Origin of the sequence: Caballeronia sp. LP006 (genome assembly GCF_031450995.1) — a bacterium.
In the GTDB taxonomy this organism is placed as follows: domain Bacteria; phylum Pseudomonadota; class Gammaproteobacteria; order Burkholderiales; family Burkholderiaceae; genus Caballeronia.
In genome coordinates, this window is the sequence record NZ_JARTVW010000004.1 from 1,102,207 (window position 1) to 1,115,929 (window position 13,723).

Annotated in this window: 12 protein-coding genes; 4 read left to right on the forward strand and 8 right to left on the reverse strand. The window is 60.9% G+C overall.

What is annotated here, in order from left to right; genetic code table 11:
• Nucleotides 1–3: 3 nt before the first annotated feature.
• Genes P9250_RS15085 through P9250_RS15095 form a run of 3 tightly spaced genes read right to left on the reverse strand, consistent with a single transcriptional unit; the run spans nucleotide 4 to nucleotide 2,894 of the window.
• A complete protein-coding gene (locus P9250_RS15085; RefSeq protein ID WP_250493057.1) occupies nucleotides 4–951 on the reverse strand; it encodes an L-carnitine dehydrogenase in 948 nt (315 codons plus the stop codon).
• A 30-nt stretch (nucleotides 952–981) separates the two neighbouring features.
• Nucleotides 982–1,911 (reverse strand): 3-keto-5-aminohexanoate cleavage protein, encoded by a 930-nt coding sequence (locus tag P9250_RS15090; RefSeq protein ID WP_310393791.1) that lies wholly within the window; start codon nucleotides 1,909–1,911, stop codon nucleotides 982–984.
• A gap of 23 nt (nucleotides 1,912–1,934) precedes the next feature.
• Nucleotides 1,935–2,894 carry a choline ABC transporter substrate-binding protein gene (locus tag P9250_RS15095; RefSeq protein ID WP_309959388.1) on the reverse strand — a complete coding sequence of 320 codons (960 nt, stop codon included), beginning with the start codon at nucleotides 2,892–2,894 and terminating at the stop codon, nucleotides 1,935–1,937.
• Nucleotides 2,895–3,116: 222 nt separating this feature from the next.
• Here P9250_RS15095 and P9250_RS15100 point away from each other — a divergent pair, with 222 nt between their 5' ends.
• Nucleotides 3,117–4,082, forward strand: a complete 966-nt coding sequence (locus tag P9250_RS15100) for a GlxA family transcriptional regulator (RefSeq protein WP_310393793.1) — start codon at nucleotides 3,117–3,119, stop codon at nucleotides 4,080–4,082.
• Between the two features lie 12 nt (nucleotides 4,083–4,094).
• On the opposite strand, the gene P9250_RS15105 is transcribed toward P9250_RS15100, so the two are convergent.
• Nucleotides 4,095–5,279, reverse strand: coding sequence for a porin (locus P9250_RS15105; RefSeq protein ID WP_250493053.1), 1,185 nt, complete (start codon nucleotides 5,277–5,279; stop codon nucleotides 4,095–4,097).
• Nucleotides 5,280–5,601: 322 nt separating this feature from the next.
• On the opposite strand from P9250_RS15105, the gene P9250_RS15110 reads away from it, so the two are divergent.
• Entirely contained in the window at nucleotides 5,602–6,918 is a 1,317-nt protein-coding gene (locus tag P9250_RS15110; RefSeq protein WP_250493052.1) for a hypothetical protein, read from the forward strand.
• Between the two features lie 10 nt (nucleotides 6,919–6,928).
• Here the strand turns inward: P9250_RS15110 and P9250_RS15115 are convergent, their stop codons facing one another.
• Both P9250_RS15115 and betC read right to left on the reverse strand, forming a co-directional pair.
• A complete protein-coding gene (locus P9250_RS15115) occupies nucleotides 6,929–7,876 on the reverse strand; it encodes a choline ABC transporter substrate-binding protein (RefSeq protein WP_310393796.1) in 948 nt (315 codons plus the stop codon).
• Between the two features lie 42 nt (nucleotides 7,877–7,918).
• Complete coding sequence (gene betC, locus P9250_RS15120; protein WP_310393799.1) at nucleotides 7,919–9,454, reverse strand: choline-sulfatase; 1,536 nt, start codon at nucleotides 9,452–9,454, stop codon at nucleotides 7,919–7,921.
• A 129-nt stretch (nucleotides 9,455–9,583) separates the two neighbouring features.
• On the opposite strand from betC, the gene P9250_RS15125 reads away from it, so the two are divergent.
• Both P9250_RS15125 and purU read left to right on the forward strand, forming a co-directional pair.
• The gene (locus P9250_RS15125) at nucleotides 9,584–10,492 is read left to right on the forward strand and encodes a choline sulfate utilization transcriptional regulator (protein ID WP_244829048.1); all 909 of its coding nucleotides are present in this window, start codon (nucleotides 9,584–9,586) and stop codon (nucleotides 10,490–10,492) included.
• 120 nt (nucleotides 10,493–10,612) lie between these two features.
• Complete coding sequence (gene purU, locus P9250_RS15130) at nucleotides 10,613–11,488, forward strand: formyltetrahydrofolate deformylase (protein ID WP_250466433.1); 876 nt, start codon at nucleotides 10,613–10,615, stop codon at nucleotides 11,486–11,488.
• A gap of 58 nt (nucleotides 11,489–11,546) precedes the next feature.
• On the opposite strand, the gene P9250_RS15135 is transcribed toward purU, so the two are convergent.
• A complete protein-coding gene (locus P9250_RS15135) occupies nucleotides 11,547–12,401 on the reverse strand; it encodes a glycine betaine ABC transporter substrate-binding protein (protein WP_244829046.1) in 855 nt (284 codons plus the stop codon).
• A gap of 107 nt (nucleotides 12,402–12,508) precedes the next feature.
• Entirely contained in the window at nucleotides 12,509–13,708 is a 1,200-nt protein-coding gene (locus P9250_RS15140) for a hybrid-cluster NAD(P)-dependent oxidoreductase (protein ID WP_244829739.1), read from the reverse strand.
• Nucleotides 13,709–13,723: the final 15 nt, after the last annotated feature.

The window sequence follows — 13,723 nt, forward strand, 5'->3', positions numbered from 1 at the left end:
CCGTTAGTCTTCGATACCGTGCCGTGCCTTCGCCTGCGCAATCGCCTCGATCACGCTCGTGATGCAGTCGTCGCGATACCGCTCCAGTTCCTTGATGCCGCGTCCGTTCGTCTGCCGCGACGTGCCGTCCACCACGCGGTCGATGAGTTCATCGGTGAGCGTCGGCGCGACGAGCTTCGTCCACGGCAATTCGAGCGCGGGGCCGAATTGCTGCATGAAGTGTCGCATGCCCGCCTCGCCGCCCGCCAACGTATAGGTCAGGAACGTGCCCATGAACGACCAGCGAATGCCCGCGCCGTACCGAATTGCATCGTCGATCTCGCCGGTCGTCGCCACGCCTTCGTTCACCAGATGCAACGCCTCGCGCCACAACGCTTCGAGCAATCTGTCCGCGATAAAGCCCGGCACTTCCTTCTGCACGCGAAGCGGCCTCATGCCGATGGATGCATAGAAGCTCATCGCGGTATCGATCGCATCGCCGGAAGTCAACTCGCCGCCAAGCACTTCGACGAGCGGCAAAAGATAAACCGGATTGAACGGATGCCCGACCACGCAGCGCTCGGGATGTACGGCGCGTGCGTAAAAATCGCTGGGCAGAAGGCCCGAAGTGGATGACGCGATAATCGCATCGGCCTTCGCCGCGCGGCTCACGCGTTCGTGCAGCGCGAGCTTCAGTTCCTCGCGTTCGGGCGCGCTCTCCTGAATGAAATCCGCATCGGCGACGCACTCCTCGACAGTTTCCACCACGCGCAGGCGATCCTGCGACGCGCCTTTCGCCAGTCCCACGCGTTCCAGCGCCGGCCACGCATTGGCGACGTTCGCGCGTAACTGCGCTTGAGCGCCAGGCGCCGGGTCCCACGCGGTGACATCTAGCCCATGCGCAAGCGCGCGCGCCACCCAGCCGCTGCCGATCACACCCGCGCCGAGCGCGGCGAATTGCCTGACTTGCATATCGTCCATCCGAATGTAGTGATCCTGATCCTATGCCAACTGCCCGAGCGCGCGACGCTCCAGCAAGCGTTCGCCACGCGCCGGCAAACCGAGCTTGCGACGCCCTTCCGCCGGCGTGAGCGCGCGTCCGCCAAGACGTTCGATGATCTCCACCGCGCGCTGCACGAGCGAACCGTTGCTCGCATGCACGCCGCGATCGAGCCACAGATTGTCTTCGAGACCCACGCGCACATGACCGCCGAGTAGCATGGCTTGCGCGACCATCGGCATCTGCCTGCGGCCGATACCGAAGCCCGCCCAATGCGCGCCAGGCGGCAAGTTATCGACCATGGCCTTCATGGTGCCCGTGTCGGGCGGCGCGCCCCAAGGAATGCCCATGCAAAGCTGAAAAAGCGGCGGCGCATCGAGCAGGCCTTCCTTCAGCAACTGATTCGCGAACCAGAGATGACCGGTATCGAAAATCTCGAGTTCCGGCTTCACGCCAAGCTGCTGGATGCGCTTTGCCCCGGCTCGGAGTTGCGCGGGCGTCGAGACGTAGATGTAGTCGCCATCGCCGAAATTGAGGGTGCCGCAATCGAGCGTGCAGATTTCCGGAAGCAGTTCCTCGACATGCGCAAGACGCGTGAGACCGCCGACGAGATCGGTGCCCTTGCCGAAGCGCATCGGCTCTTCGCCCGCGCCGATTTCCAGATCGCCGCCCATGCCCGCCGTCAAGTTGATGATGACATCGACATCCGATGAACGAATGCGATCCACTACTTCGCGATACAGTGCCGGGTCGCGGCTGCCGCGCCCGGTTTGCGGATCGCGCACATGGCAATGCGCCACGGTCGCGCCCGCACGCGCGGCCTCGATAGCCGCTTCGGCAATCTGCCTGGGCGTGACGGGTATTGCCGGATGTCTGGCCGTTGTGTCGCCTGCTCCCGTTACCGCGCAGGTCACGATCACGTCATGGTTCATGGTGGCGCTTGTCCTTATTCAGTTCAAAGTCCGAGGTATTGCTTCACCGCTGGCAGACCATCCTTGCCATCGACGGTCTTCACGCCCGCAAGCCATGAATCGAGCACCTGCGGATTCTTCTTGAGATACGCCTTTGCCGCTTCGGCGGGGCGTTCCTTGTTCATCACCGGTTCCATGAGACGGTTTTCGAGATCGGTATTGAACTTGAGGTTCGATACGAACTTGCCGGCGTTCGGGCAGCGTGTGAGGAAGTCGGTATTCGTGAGCGTGTAGACGCGCGCTTCGCCATAGTTGGGGCCGAAGACTTCATCGCCGCCAGCGAGATAGTTGATCTTCATCTGAATGTTCATGGGATGAGGCTCCCAGCCAAGAAACACGACCGGCTTCTTGTCGCGAATGGCGCGTTCCACCGTCACCAGCATGCCCGCCTCGCTCGATTGCACGAGCTTGAATCCGCCGAGCCCGAACTGATTCGTGTCGATCATCTTCTGAATCTTGGCGTTTGCGCTGCTGCCCGGTTCGATGCCGTAGATCTTGCCGTCGAGCTCATCGCGATGCTTGGCGATATCCGCGAACGACTTAATGCCCGCGTCATACGCATAGCTCGGCACGGCAAGCGTGGCCTTCGCGCCAGAGAGATTCGGCGGATCGAGCTTCTGAATGCTCTTCGATTCGAGGAACGGCTCGACCGCCTTTTCCTGCACCGGCCACCAGTAGCCGAGCGACACGTCGATCTGCTTGCTCTTCAGACCCGCGAGCGAAATGGGCACGGAGGCGACCGTCGTCTTCGGCGCATAACCGAGCCCTTCGAAGACGACGGAAGCGAGCGCGGTCGTCGACGTGATGTCGGTCCAGCCGATATCCACGAAGCGGACGTTGCGGCAGCTCGCGTCATCGGCGGCAAGCGCGAAGGCGCCGTGAGTCAGTGCGGTCGCGGCACAGGCGCCAGTCAGGAGCAGTTTCGAAACCAGGCGATGTCTCATGGCGTGCTGTTCCGGTGAGGGTTCATTGGATGCCGGTTCGTCGTGCCGGCGTGCATCAAAAGTAACGCCGCATAAAGGCGAACGAACGACCGCTTGCGACCGCGACTTGACCGCATGCGACGTGCTAGAAGAAAGGCCTGCGAATACGGGCCGCGCCGGATTGCGCGGGCTTTTTGTGCTTGCTAGCGTGGAGCGTTCGTCCAAAGCGCCACACGCCATTCGATGCCCGTTCCCCAAGACTTCCACTTCCTGCTGCTGCCCGAGTTCTCGTCCATTGGCTTCATGTCGGCGATCGAGCCCTTGCGGGTTGCAAATCGCTTCAGCGGCGAGTTGTATCGCTGGCATATCCTGTCGCCCGATGGCGGGCCGGTGGTCGCGAGCAACGGCATCTCGCTGAATGCGGAAAGCGCGTTCGACAGCGTGACACATGCGGATACCGTGTTCGTCGTATCGGGATTCGAGCCGCTCGCGCGCTATACACGCGGCATCGGCGAGTGGTTGAAGCGGCTGGATCGCGCGGGCGCGACGCTTGGCGGCATCGATACGGGCAGCTTCATTCTCGCCGAAGCCGGCCTGCTCGCGGACAAGCGCGCGACGTTGCACTGGGAAGCGGCGGCGGCCTTCGCCGAGCGCTATCCCGCGATAGAAACGAGCCAGGAGTTGTTCGAGATCGATACGCGGCGCATTACGTGCGCGGGCGGCACTGCGTCCATCGACCTCATGCTGGATCTGATCGCGCGCGATCATGGCGCGGAACTCGCGGCGCAAGTGTCGGAGCAGTTCGTGCTGGGGCGCATCAGGCAGCGCTCGGACCATCAGCGCATGAAGATCGCGGCGCGCTATGGCATTCACAATCGCAAGCTGATCCAGGTGATCGGCGTGATGGAGCAGCATATGGAAGAGCCGCTCTCGCCCGATGAGCTCGCGCAATCCATCAGCGTCACGCGACGTCAGCTCGAACGCCTGTTCTGCACCGCGCTAAAGGACACGCCGACGCATTTTTATCTCGGGCTGCGTCTCACGCGCGCACGCGAACTATTGCAGCAAACCGATATGTCGATACTTGCCGTGTGTGTCGCGTGCGGGTTCGAATCGCCGTCGCACTTTTCGCGGACGTATCGCGCGCGCTTCAATGCGAGTCCGCGGCAGGACCGCAGCGCGTTGCGCGCCGTGCCTGCCGCCGCATGATCTTCGCCTCGCCTAGAACGAGTGCCGCATGCCGATGCGCACATCCGACTGCGTATTCGAAGTCGACGGCGTGAAGCTATAACCGATGACGGCATCGATCGGACCCGACGCACGCAGATAATCGCCGGATACATAGACGTCGGTACGCTTCGAAAGCAGATAGTGCAGTCCGAGCGAACCCTGGTTCCAGTGATTGCCTTCGAAGCGCGTGTGCTGATAACCGCCGTAAAGCGCGAGATCCGGCCTGAACGAATACGACGCGCCGCCTTCGTAGACTTGCATATGCGAGGTCACGCCGAGGCCCTTGATGGTCGTGTACGTGAAGTTGCCCGAGAGCATCAGGTCGCCGAGCGTCCACGCGCCGCCGACTGCAAAGGCGCCTTGTTTATCGACGGGAAACGAATTCGTGCTGTAGAGGTCCGTGACTGCGCCCGTGGCCGGATCGACCGATACCGTCGGCTGGCCCAAGAACGTGCGCGCGCCGATCATCGCGTAGGGATCGAACGCGTAAATGCCGAACGGGTTGTTCAGTTGCGTATAGGCCGCGCCCACGTTGAAGGTGTTGGCCGCATAGTGCGCGCCCACGCTCCACGCGCTGTTGCGATGAAAGTCGCCCGCGTTATTGCCGAACGAATACATGCCGCCGAAGGTAAAACCCGCGATATTGTTCGAGAGGAACTTGACCGAGTTCGGCAAGCGGTCGCCGTTCATCCGGTCGAAGTCGCCCTGGTGGATGGCATAGCCGCTTCCCCATGCCGAGATGTTGTAGAGGTAGACCATCTCCTCGGTCATATCTAGCTGATTACCGAACGAGATTTGCCCCCACGGGTTCTTGAGGCCCACATAGGCTTGCCGTCCAAACTCCGCGCCGCCGAATGCATAGCGCCCGGTCCCGAGGCGGAAGCCCGATTCCAGCGCGAAGATCGCCTGCAGTCCGCCGCCCAAATCTTCCACGCCACGAAAGCCGATGCGGTTGCCGTAGGACACGCCATCGTCGAACTTCACGACATGCGAGCCACCGGTGTTGTTCACATAGGTGATGCCTGCGTCGAGAATGCCGTAGAGCGTCACGCTGCTCTGCGCGTGCGATAGGGCCGGCGCGCCTGCCGCGCTCGCCGCGAGCGCGAGTCCCGCAAGACTGGAACGACGGCCGCGGGCGAGTCTCGAAACGCTTCGTGCGGCATGTCCTCTTCTCATCTGCTGCTCCTCTTCTTGTGGGTTGTCGTGTCGTTGAAGGTTGCTGATCGTTCGTCGTGTCCTGCTGAAAGTGCTAAAGACTGCCGCTGAAACGCTGCATTTCGATGCATCGGCGTGCGTGCGCCAACGTCGTAAAAGTAAGGCCACATATAAGCCACGGCTCGACCCGGTGCGACGCAAACATGTCCAGTTGCGACTCGCGCTCATTTGCAGCCCTTCTATTTCGGACATGCCCGATATCGGATTCCTCTGCTCCTACCCATACTTCTGAATCTGTAAAAAAGCGCTACATCGCAACATCTGCATCAACCACTGATCGAACATGACCACTCGCTGCCTGAGCATCTTCCACGTCGACGCCCCTCACGTTCTTGCCAATCACAAGCACTACAGCTCTCGCATGGGCTATGAGCACACCGCTGTTTCCATGGCGGGTATGCAGGGCAAAGCCCAACGAACGCTTCTCAAGTACGAACTCGTGCTGCATCACTTGCGGCAGATGCCTGAAATGGCTTTGCTCGTCTGCTTCAGCGAAGACTGCCTCGTGCTGAACATGTATCCCGTCGAACCCATGGCCGAAGGAAGGCAACATCTGCTTCCTTCGCTCAACGGCAACACGGGCAGTCATCAGGCCGCCGTGCAGGTCTGGCGTAACACGAAGGACATTCGCAACTTCATCGTTCGTTGCATCGGCGAATGCAAGATCGGCGGCGCAACCGATGACGAAGAAACCTTGCTCGCCCCGCTCGACGTCATCGAACCGATGGGCGAGCGCGGTGGTGTCACGTGCGCCATGTTCTGCAATCCACGCTTCACGCCTGTCTGGGCTACGTATCCGAATCTGTGGACCATCGTGATGGACGAAGAGAAGATGTACGGCTACATTCATCCGAGCTTTCGCAACGCGCTCGCCGAGCACATCAACGATTGCCAGCAAAAAGGCGCGCGCCTGCTCGATTTTTCAGCCCATGCGAATGTGCCCGCCGAACCCTTCAGCGTCTACAACCCCGGCCAGCCCATCGCGCTCGTGACCTACTACACGGCTAACGTGCGCGAGTACGGCGCAATCGCCGAATTGAACTTCAAGCGTTATTGCGAGCGTCACGGCTACACGCTCTACGTCTATCGCGATACGCCCGCCGAGGTGGAACCAGGCACGACGGGCACCTGGCTCAAGCCGTGGTTCCTGCGCAAATATCTGCCGCATCACGAATGGGTCATGTGGGTCGATGCCGACATTCTTTTCGTCGATCAATCCAAGCCGCTAGAACCGCTCTTCGCGAATCGCGATCTTCTCGCCGCGCACGACATCGGTCCTTGGATCATCAATGCAGGCGTGCTCGGTTTCAAACGCACGGACCACAATGTCGAGTTCGTCGAAGAGATCTATCGCGCCGTGAGCGCCGCGCCCGACAAGTCGAGCACGTATGCGAACGGCGGCGATCAGACGATCATTGCAAACCTCTTGCGCGAACGTCTCGACTGGGCGCTCGAGGACGGACTGGACTGCATCGGCATCAATACGCCGTGGTATTTTCAGCAGCCTTCCAGCCTGATGGTCCACTTCCTCGCCATCCAGTCGCCCATGCGCGCCATGCTGATGTCGCAGCAGGAACGCGTCAGCTTGCAACTCAACTGATCGTTTTCGATCACTTCACCCCGAGCGCGGTCTGAACGGCTTCCAGGCCGTTCCCGCCGCTCGCAGTCGCCACACCATCGAGCCACGTCTTCAGCAGTTCCGGATGCCGTTTCAATGCGTCCGTGGCGGCTGTATCGACGCGCGTCTTCTTCTCCAGCACGTCGGTTATCACGCCGTTTTCCAGATCTACGTTGAACGCCATCTGCTTGAACAGGCGGCCGACGTTCGGGCATTGCTGCTCGTAGCCGTTACGAGCCACCGTGTTGACCGTCGCGCCGCCGAAGTTCGGGCCGAAGTATCGATCCCCGCCATCGAGGTAGGCGAGCTTGAACTTGGTGTTCATGAGATGCGGCTCCCATCCAAGAAACACGATCCACTTCTTGTCCCGCACCGCGCGATCCACTTGCGTGAGCATGCCCGTCTCGCTCGATTCCACGAGCTTCCATCCGCCCAGCCCAAAGGCTTTGTCGTCGATCATGCGTTTGATGTTCTGATTCGCGGGCGCGCCCGGCTCGATACCGTAGACGCGGTCATCGAACTTGTCGGCGTTCTTCGCGAGATCGGCGAACGAATGCACGCCGGCTGCGGCGACATAGTCGGGCACGGCCAGCGTGAACTTCGCGTTGGATAGATTGGCGCGCACCACCTGCACCGATTTGTCGTCGATGAACGGCTTCACGAGCGGCGCCTGCGCCGGCATCCAGTTGCCAAGGAACACGTCGATCTGGCCGTTCTTGAGGCCTTGATACGTGATCGGCACAGACAGGTTCGCCACGTTCTGCCTGTAGCCGAGCGCTTTCAGAATGACGCCGCTCATCGCATTGGTGGCGTCGATGTCGGTCCATCCCGGACCTGCCATGCGCACCTGCGTGCAGGTCGAGGGATCGGCGGCGAATGTGGGCGAGACCACGGCGACGAGCGCGGCAACAATGAGCGCATGAAACAAGGGCTTTTTCATGGGGCGTTCCTGTCGTTGGAGTTGCTGGTGACTAGCGCGGGACTAGCGCTCGACCGCTGGAAAGCGCGCCATGGCTTCGAGCGTATCGAGGTCGATGTGATTGCGCATGTAGCGCTGGCTCGCATCGACATGCGGCTGCCAGTCCCACGACTGGATCGCACCTTGCGTGGTCGCGGCGAAATGGAAATGGCGGCGGCGCTGACTCTTGAGCACATCGCGATGCAGCGCTTCCAGGTCCCAGCGTCGCGCGATCTCATCGCGGAACGCGGTGACCTGCGACGCGTGCCGCGCATCGCTCGCGAGGTTATTGCGTTCGAGGGGATCGGCGGCGACATCGTAGAGTTGATCGGGATCGACACTCGTATGGATGAACTTGTAGCGCTCCCGCCGGATCATCACGATAGGCGCGATTGCACCTTCCGCGAGGAACTCGCCGATGGCTTCGTCATGGCCGTCCGCGCCCGCGAGATGCGGCACGAGGCTTTGCCCATCGAGGCTATCCGGCCACGCTGAAGGCGCATCGCCGCGCGCAAGATCGACGAGCGTGGGCAACACATCGAGATGCGATACCGAAGCGCTCACGCGATGCGCATCGAAACGCTTCGGCGCATGCACGATCAAGGGCACACGGCAGCCGCCCTCGAAAAACGTCATCTTGTACCAGAGGCCGCGCTCGCCGAGCATCTCGCCGTGATCCGACGTCACGACGATGGTTGTGTCATTTGCGAGACCCGCCTGTTCCAGCGCTTCGAGTATCGATGCGAATTGATCGTCCACGTACGACACCGCGCCGTAATACGCACGGCGAGCATTGCGAATCTGTCTCTCGGTTGGCGGCGTGCGATCCGTCTCGCAGACATGACGCAGGCGCTGCGAATGCGGATCGCTGGCTTCGAGCGAATCGCGATACGAAGGCATGTCGATGTCGTCATCGCCATACAGGTCCCAATATCTTTTCGGAATGGCATACGGGTCATGCGGATGCGTCAGCGACGCGACCATCATGAACGGTCGTACGTCTTTGCCCGCATTGCGCTCGCGCGCGATATCGAACAGCTTCTGACGCGTGGTGAAGGTCACTTCGTCGTCGAAGTCGAGTTGATTCGTGCGCACGCACGGACCTGCGTCGATCACGGAACTCATGTTGTGATACCACGAGGGACGCGCCTCGAAATTCTCCCAGTCGGGCGTCCAGCCGAAATCGGCGGGATAGATGTCGGTCGTCAGCCGCTCTTCGAAGCCGTGCAACTGGTCCGCGCCGCAGAAATGCATCTTGCCGGAAAGAATCGTGCGATATCCCTCGGCGCGCAAGTAGTGCGCGAACGTGAGCGTCTCCGAAGGGAACTCGGCCGCGTTGTCATAAGCGCCGATTTGCGAAGGCAGCTTACCCGCGAGCAGCGAAAAGCGTGACGGCGCGCAGAGCGGACTCGCGCAGTAGGCCGATTCGAACACCACGCCTTCACGCGCGAGCGCGTCGATGCACGGCGTCTTCGTCACTCCGTTGCCGTATGCCGCAAGCGCGAACGGCGTGAGCTGATCGGCCATGAGAATAAGGATATTTTGTTTTGTCTCAAGCATGAATGCATACCTCGAATAGAATCGACAGCGGACACGCGCATGGCGATGCAGGTTCGCTTCATGTGACTATTGCCGTTCAAATGGCCGCTGTGAAGAGAGCAAATCGTTATGCGCCCATAAGGGGGATTTATGCCGCGCCAGGACCGTCTACCGCCCATGCAGGCGCTCTCGATGTTCGAGTCCGCCGCGCGTCTCGCGAGCTTCACTGCCGCCGCGCGTGAACTAGGCTCGACACAGCCCGCCGTGAGCCAGCGCGTGGTGCAACTCGAAGAAGCGCTCGGCGTGCCGCTTTTCGAGCGCGGGCACCGGGGCGTCACCTTGACTGAAGACGGCGCGCGTCTCTTCGAAGCGGTCCGTCAAGGCCTCGATATCATCCGCACGGCTACCGGCGAGATTCGCGCGCGTAACGCTCAGCGCACGCTCACGCTGTTGACCGATTTCGGCTTCGCGACTTACTGGCTCATGCCGCGCCTGCCGCAATTCAAGGCGCTGATGCCCGATGTCGATGTGAAGATCGTCACCTCGCAAAATGTATCGGATGCCGACGGCGAACCGGCGGACGTGGTGATCGCATTCGGCAGTTCGCGCGCGCAGTGGAGTTCGCCGCACGCCATCCGGCTCTTTCCTGAAAGCGTCGTGCCGGTATGCAGCCCGGCGCTCGTGGCACGCAACAAGCCGTCGAGTGCCGCCGATCTGCTCGACTTGCCGCTCTTGCATCTGCAGGCTACGTTGCCCGAACGCTGGCTTTCATGGGCCGGCTGGTTCGAGGCGCATGGGCTGAGCGCGCCGCCGGCGCAAGGCGGCTTCACCTTCAACAGTTACGCGCTCGTCACGCATGCGGCCGTGATGGGCCAGGGCGTCGCGCTTGGCTGGGCGCCGCTCGTCGATGACCTCATCGCCAAAGGTCATCTCATCGCGCTAGACGATACTCCGCTCGTCACTGATCGCGGCTACGTGCTCGTCACGCAACGCGAGCCGTCTGCCGTCGTGCGCGCGTTCAGCAACTGGCTGCTCGATGAATGCGACGTGATCGCCTGACGCTTGCATACCAGCGCGACGGCGCTTCGCTTCTATCCGTCGTGCCCGCGCATTTGCTCTACTAGCGATAACGTTCGCCGCACGAGCGGCGTGGCGACCTTTATCGAATGTGGAGCGTGCATGTCCGCTGAAACCCGTCCCAATCAACTGGTGCTGACCGTTGCGTGTCCGAGCGCGGCGGGGCAAGTTGCCGCCATCGTCGGCTTTCTCGAACGCCATCATGGTTATATCGACGAACTCACCGTGTTCGACGACGACCTGAGCGAACGCTTCTTCGTGCGCTGCGTGTTTCATGGCGCAAGCCGAGACGACACGCTCGATCTGCCGATGCTGCAGCGCGAGTTTGAACCCATCGCCCAACGCTTCTCGATGAACTGGTCGATGCACGATCTCAACGCGCGGCCCAAGGTGCTCATCATGGTGTCGAAGCTCGAACACTGCCTCGCGGACCTGCTGTTCCGCTGGCGCATGGGCGAACTGAAGATGGATATTGTCGGCATTGCGTCGAATCATCCGGACCTGGCGCCGCTTGCGGAACAACACGGTCTGCGCTTTCATCATCTGCCGATCGCGGCCGATACCAAGGCGCAGCAGGAAGCGCGTCTGCTCGATCTCTTCGAGACATCCGGTGCGGAACTGATGATTCTCGCGCGCTACATGCAGATTCTTTCCGGCGATACGAGCCGCAAACTCAAAGGCCGCGCGATCAACATCCATCATTCGTTCTTGCCTGGCTTCAAGGGCGCAAAGCCCTATCACCAGGCGCATACGCGCGGCGTAAAACTGATTGGCGCCACTGCGCACTTCGTCACCGACGATCTCGACGAAGGCCCGATCATCGAACAGGAAGTGGAGCGCGTGGATCACTCCTATAGCCCCGAGCGCCTGCTTGCAACGGGACGCGATGTCGAATGCATCACGCTTGCGCGCGCCATCAAGGCGTTCACGGAACGGCGCGTGTTCATCAACGGCGAACGCACTGTCGTTCTACGGTAAGCACAAAAAAGGGGTGCCGCGGATTCGCGGCACCCCTTCTTGATCCAGGCGCTGAGACTTACTTCACCCAGCTGTCCACGCGATCGCCATGCGCGCCGATCCATGCATCGGCGGCGGCTTGCGGCTTCTCACCGTTTTGCGTCGCGAGCATCACGCTGTCGATTTCACCCGGCTTCCACTGGAATTTCTTCAGGAAGGCCACGACCGGCGGAGCCTTCTTTTCGAGTTCCGGATTCACCACGCTATCGACGTGTTCCGCTTCGCCGAAGACCTTCTTCGGATCTTCGAGAAATTTCAGCTTGTACTTCGCGAACATCCAGTGCGGCTTCCAGCCCGTCACGATGATCGGCTTCTTCGCCGCTTCCGAACGCGCAAGTTCAGCGGTCATCGCGCTGCCCGAACTCGGCATCAGCCTGTAGTCGAGGTTATAAGCCTTGATGGCTTCGCTCGTCTTTTGCATCACGCCCGCGCCCGCATCGATACCGACGATGCGCGAATCGAATTCGGCCTTCTTCGCTTCGAGGTCGGTCAGGCTGTTGGCATCGACGTTTTCAGGGACGATCAGACCAATCTTCGCATCATTGAAGTTGGGTCCGAGGTCGACGACCTTCGTCTTGAAGTTGTTCCAATACGCACCGTGCGTCACCGGCAGCCACGCGGACAGCGTCGCATCCAGATCGCCGCGCGCCACGCCCTGCCACATCACGCCTGCCGCCACCGGCACGAGTTGCACCTGATAGCCCAGCTTCTTTTCGATGATGCGCGCCGCCACGTTCGACGTCGCCACGCTGTCGTCCCAGCCTTCGACGTAGCCAATCTTGATGGTCGGTTTATCTTCGGCGTTTGCGCCCATGCTGGTGGCCAGTGCCGCAGCCATGGCGCTCAGCACGAACAGTCTTCTCATCGCTTTCATTTGATTTCCCCTTTGCGGCCCCACGCCGTAGCGTCCAGAATCACCAGCCAGAATTGGCCAGTAACGCACTTTTCCGACACTCAATTGTCCAGAAGCGACGCCGAGTTTTATTTATCCACCACGAGGTCGCTCAAGGGCTTGCTGCAGCACAACAGCACCATGCCCTGATCGATTTCGCGCTGACGAATGCCGCCTGCGTGCTTCATGCTCACTTCGCCCGATACGAGCTTGACCTTGCATGTGCCGCACATGCCTTGCGTGCACGATGAGGGCAAACGCACCCCGGCTTTCTTCGCGGCATCGAGCACGTTCTCGTTGCTACCGCATTCGATGTCGCGCCGGATCTTGGCGAAGCTGACTTTGTATGTCGTATCGACAGGCGCCGCTGGTCGAGGCGCAAAGCCGACTGCCTCTTCACGCGCTTCGACGAAATCGGTCTGTGTGGCGATGGCGTCGGCAACGTGCGCGGTCGTCAACTGCGATGCGACCTCCGCAATGGTCTCGAACGAGAAGCTCTCTTCGTGATAATGCTTGCGATCGAAACCGCCTTCATCGAGAAGATCGCGGACCGCCTTCATATAAGGCGCTGGACCGCACGTGAAGATTTCGCGTTCGAGATAGTCCGGTGCAATCAGCTTCAGTAGCGGCAAGCTGAGAAAGCCCGTCACACCGGCCCAGTTCGTGCGCGTGCCCACGCGCTCGCAAACGAAGGCCGTGCGAAAGTTCGTCTGATTCGATGCAATGAGATCCAGCTCGCGCGAGAAGATGATGTCGTCGGGCGTGCGCGCGCTGTGCACGAAAACGATATCCGCGTCCTCGCCGAGTTCGTGATGCGCGCGGCTCATCGACATGAGCGGCGTGATACCCGACCCCGCCGAAAGAAACAGGAACTTGCGCGCCGGATGCCGCGCACAGGTGAACTCGCCCGAAGGTCCGAGCACACGCACGCGCGATCCCGCAATTACGTTGTCATGCAGCCAGTTCGATACCTTTCCGCCCGGTACACGCTTGACCGTGATCGAAATGGTGTGCGGCCGTGTGGGCGAAGAGGAAATCGTATAGCAGCGATTGATCTGCTCGCCGTCGATATCGAGTTCCAGTGTAATGAACTGCCCCGGTTCGAACACGAAGCTGCGTTCGCTCGGCGCCTTGAAGAAAAAACTCTTCACGTCGTGCGTTTCCTGCCGGACGTGACAGCAGACGAGTGTGTCGTCGGTATCGCTATTCCAGCGCGCGGGCAGCGTCCCCCAGAACCGCGGCTGGGTGACACGGCTTGCAGTCGGCTCGAACGTGGCCTGATCGCGCATCATGTTTTGCCTCTC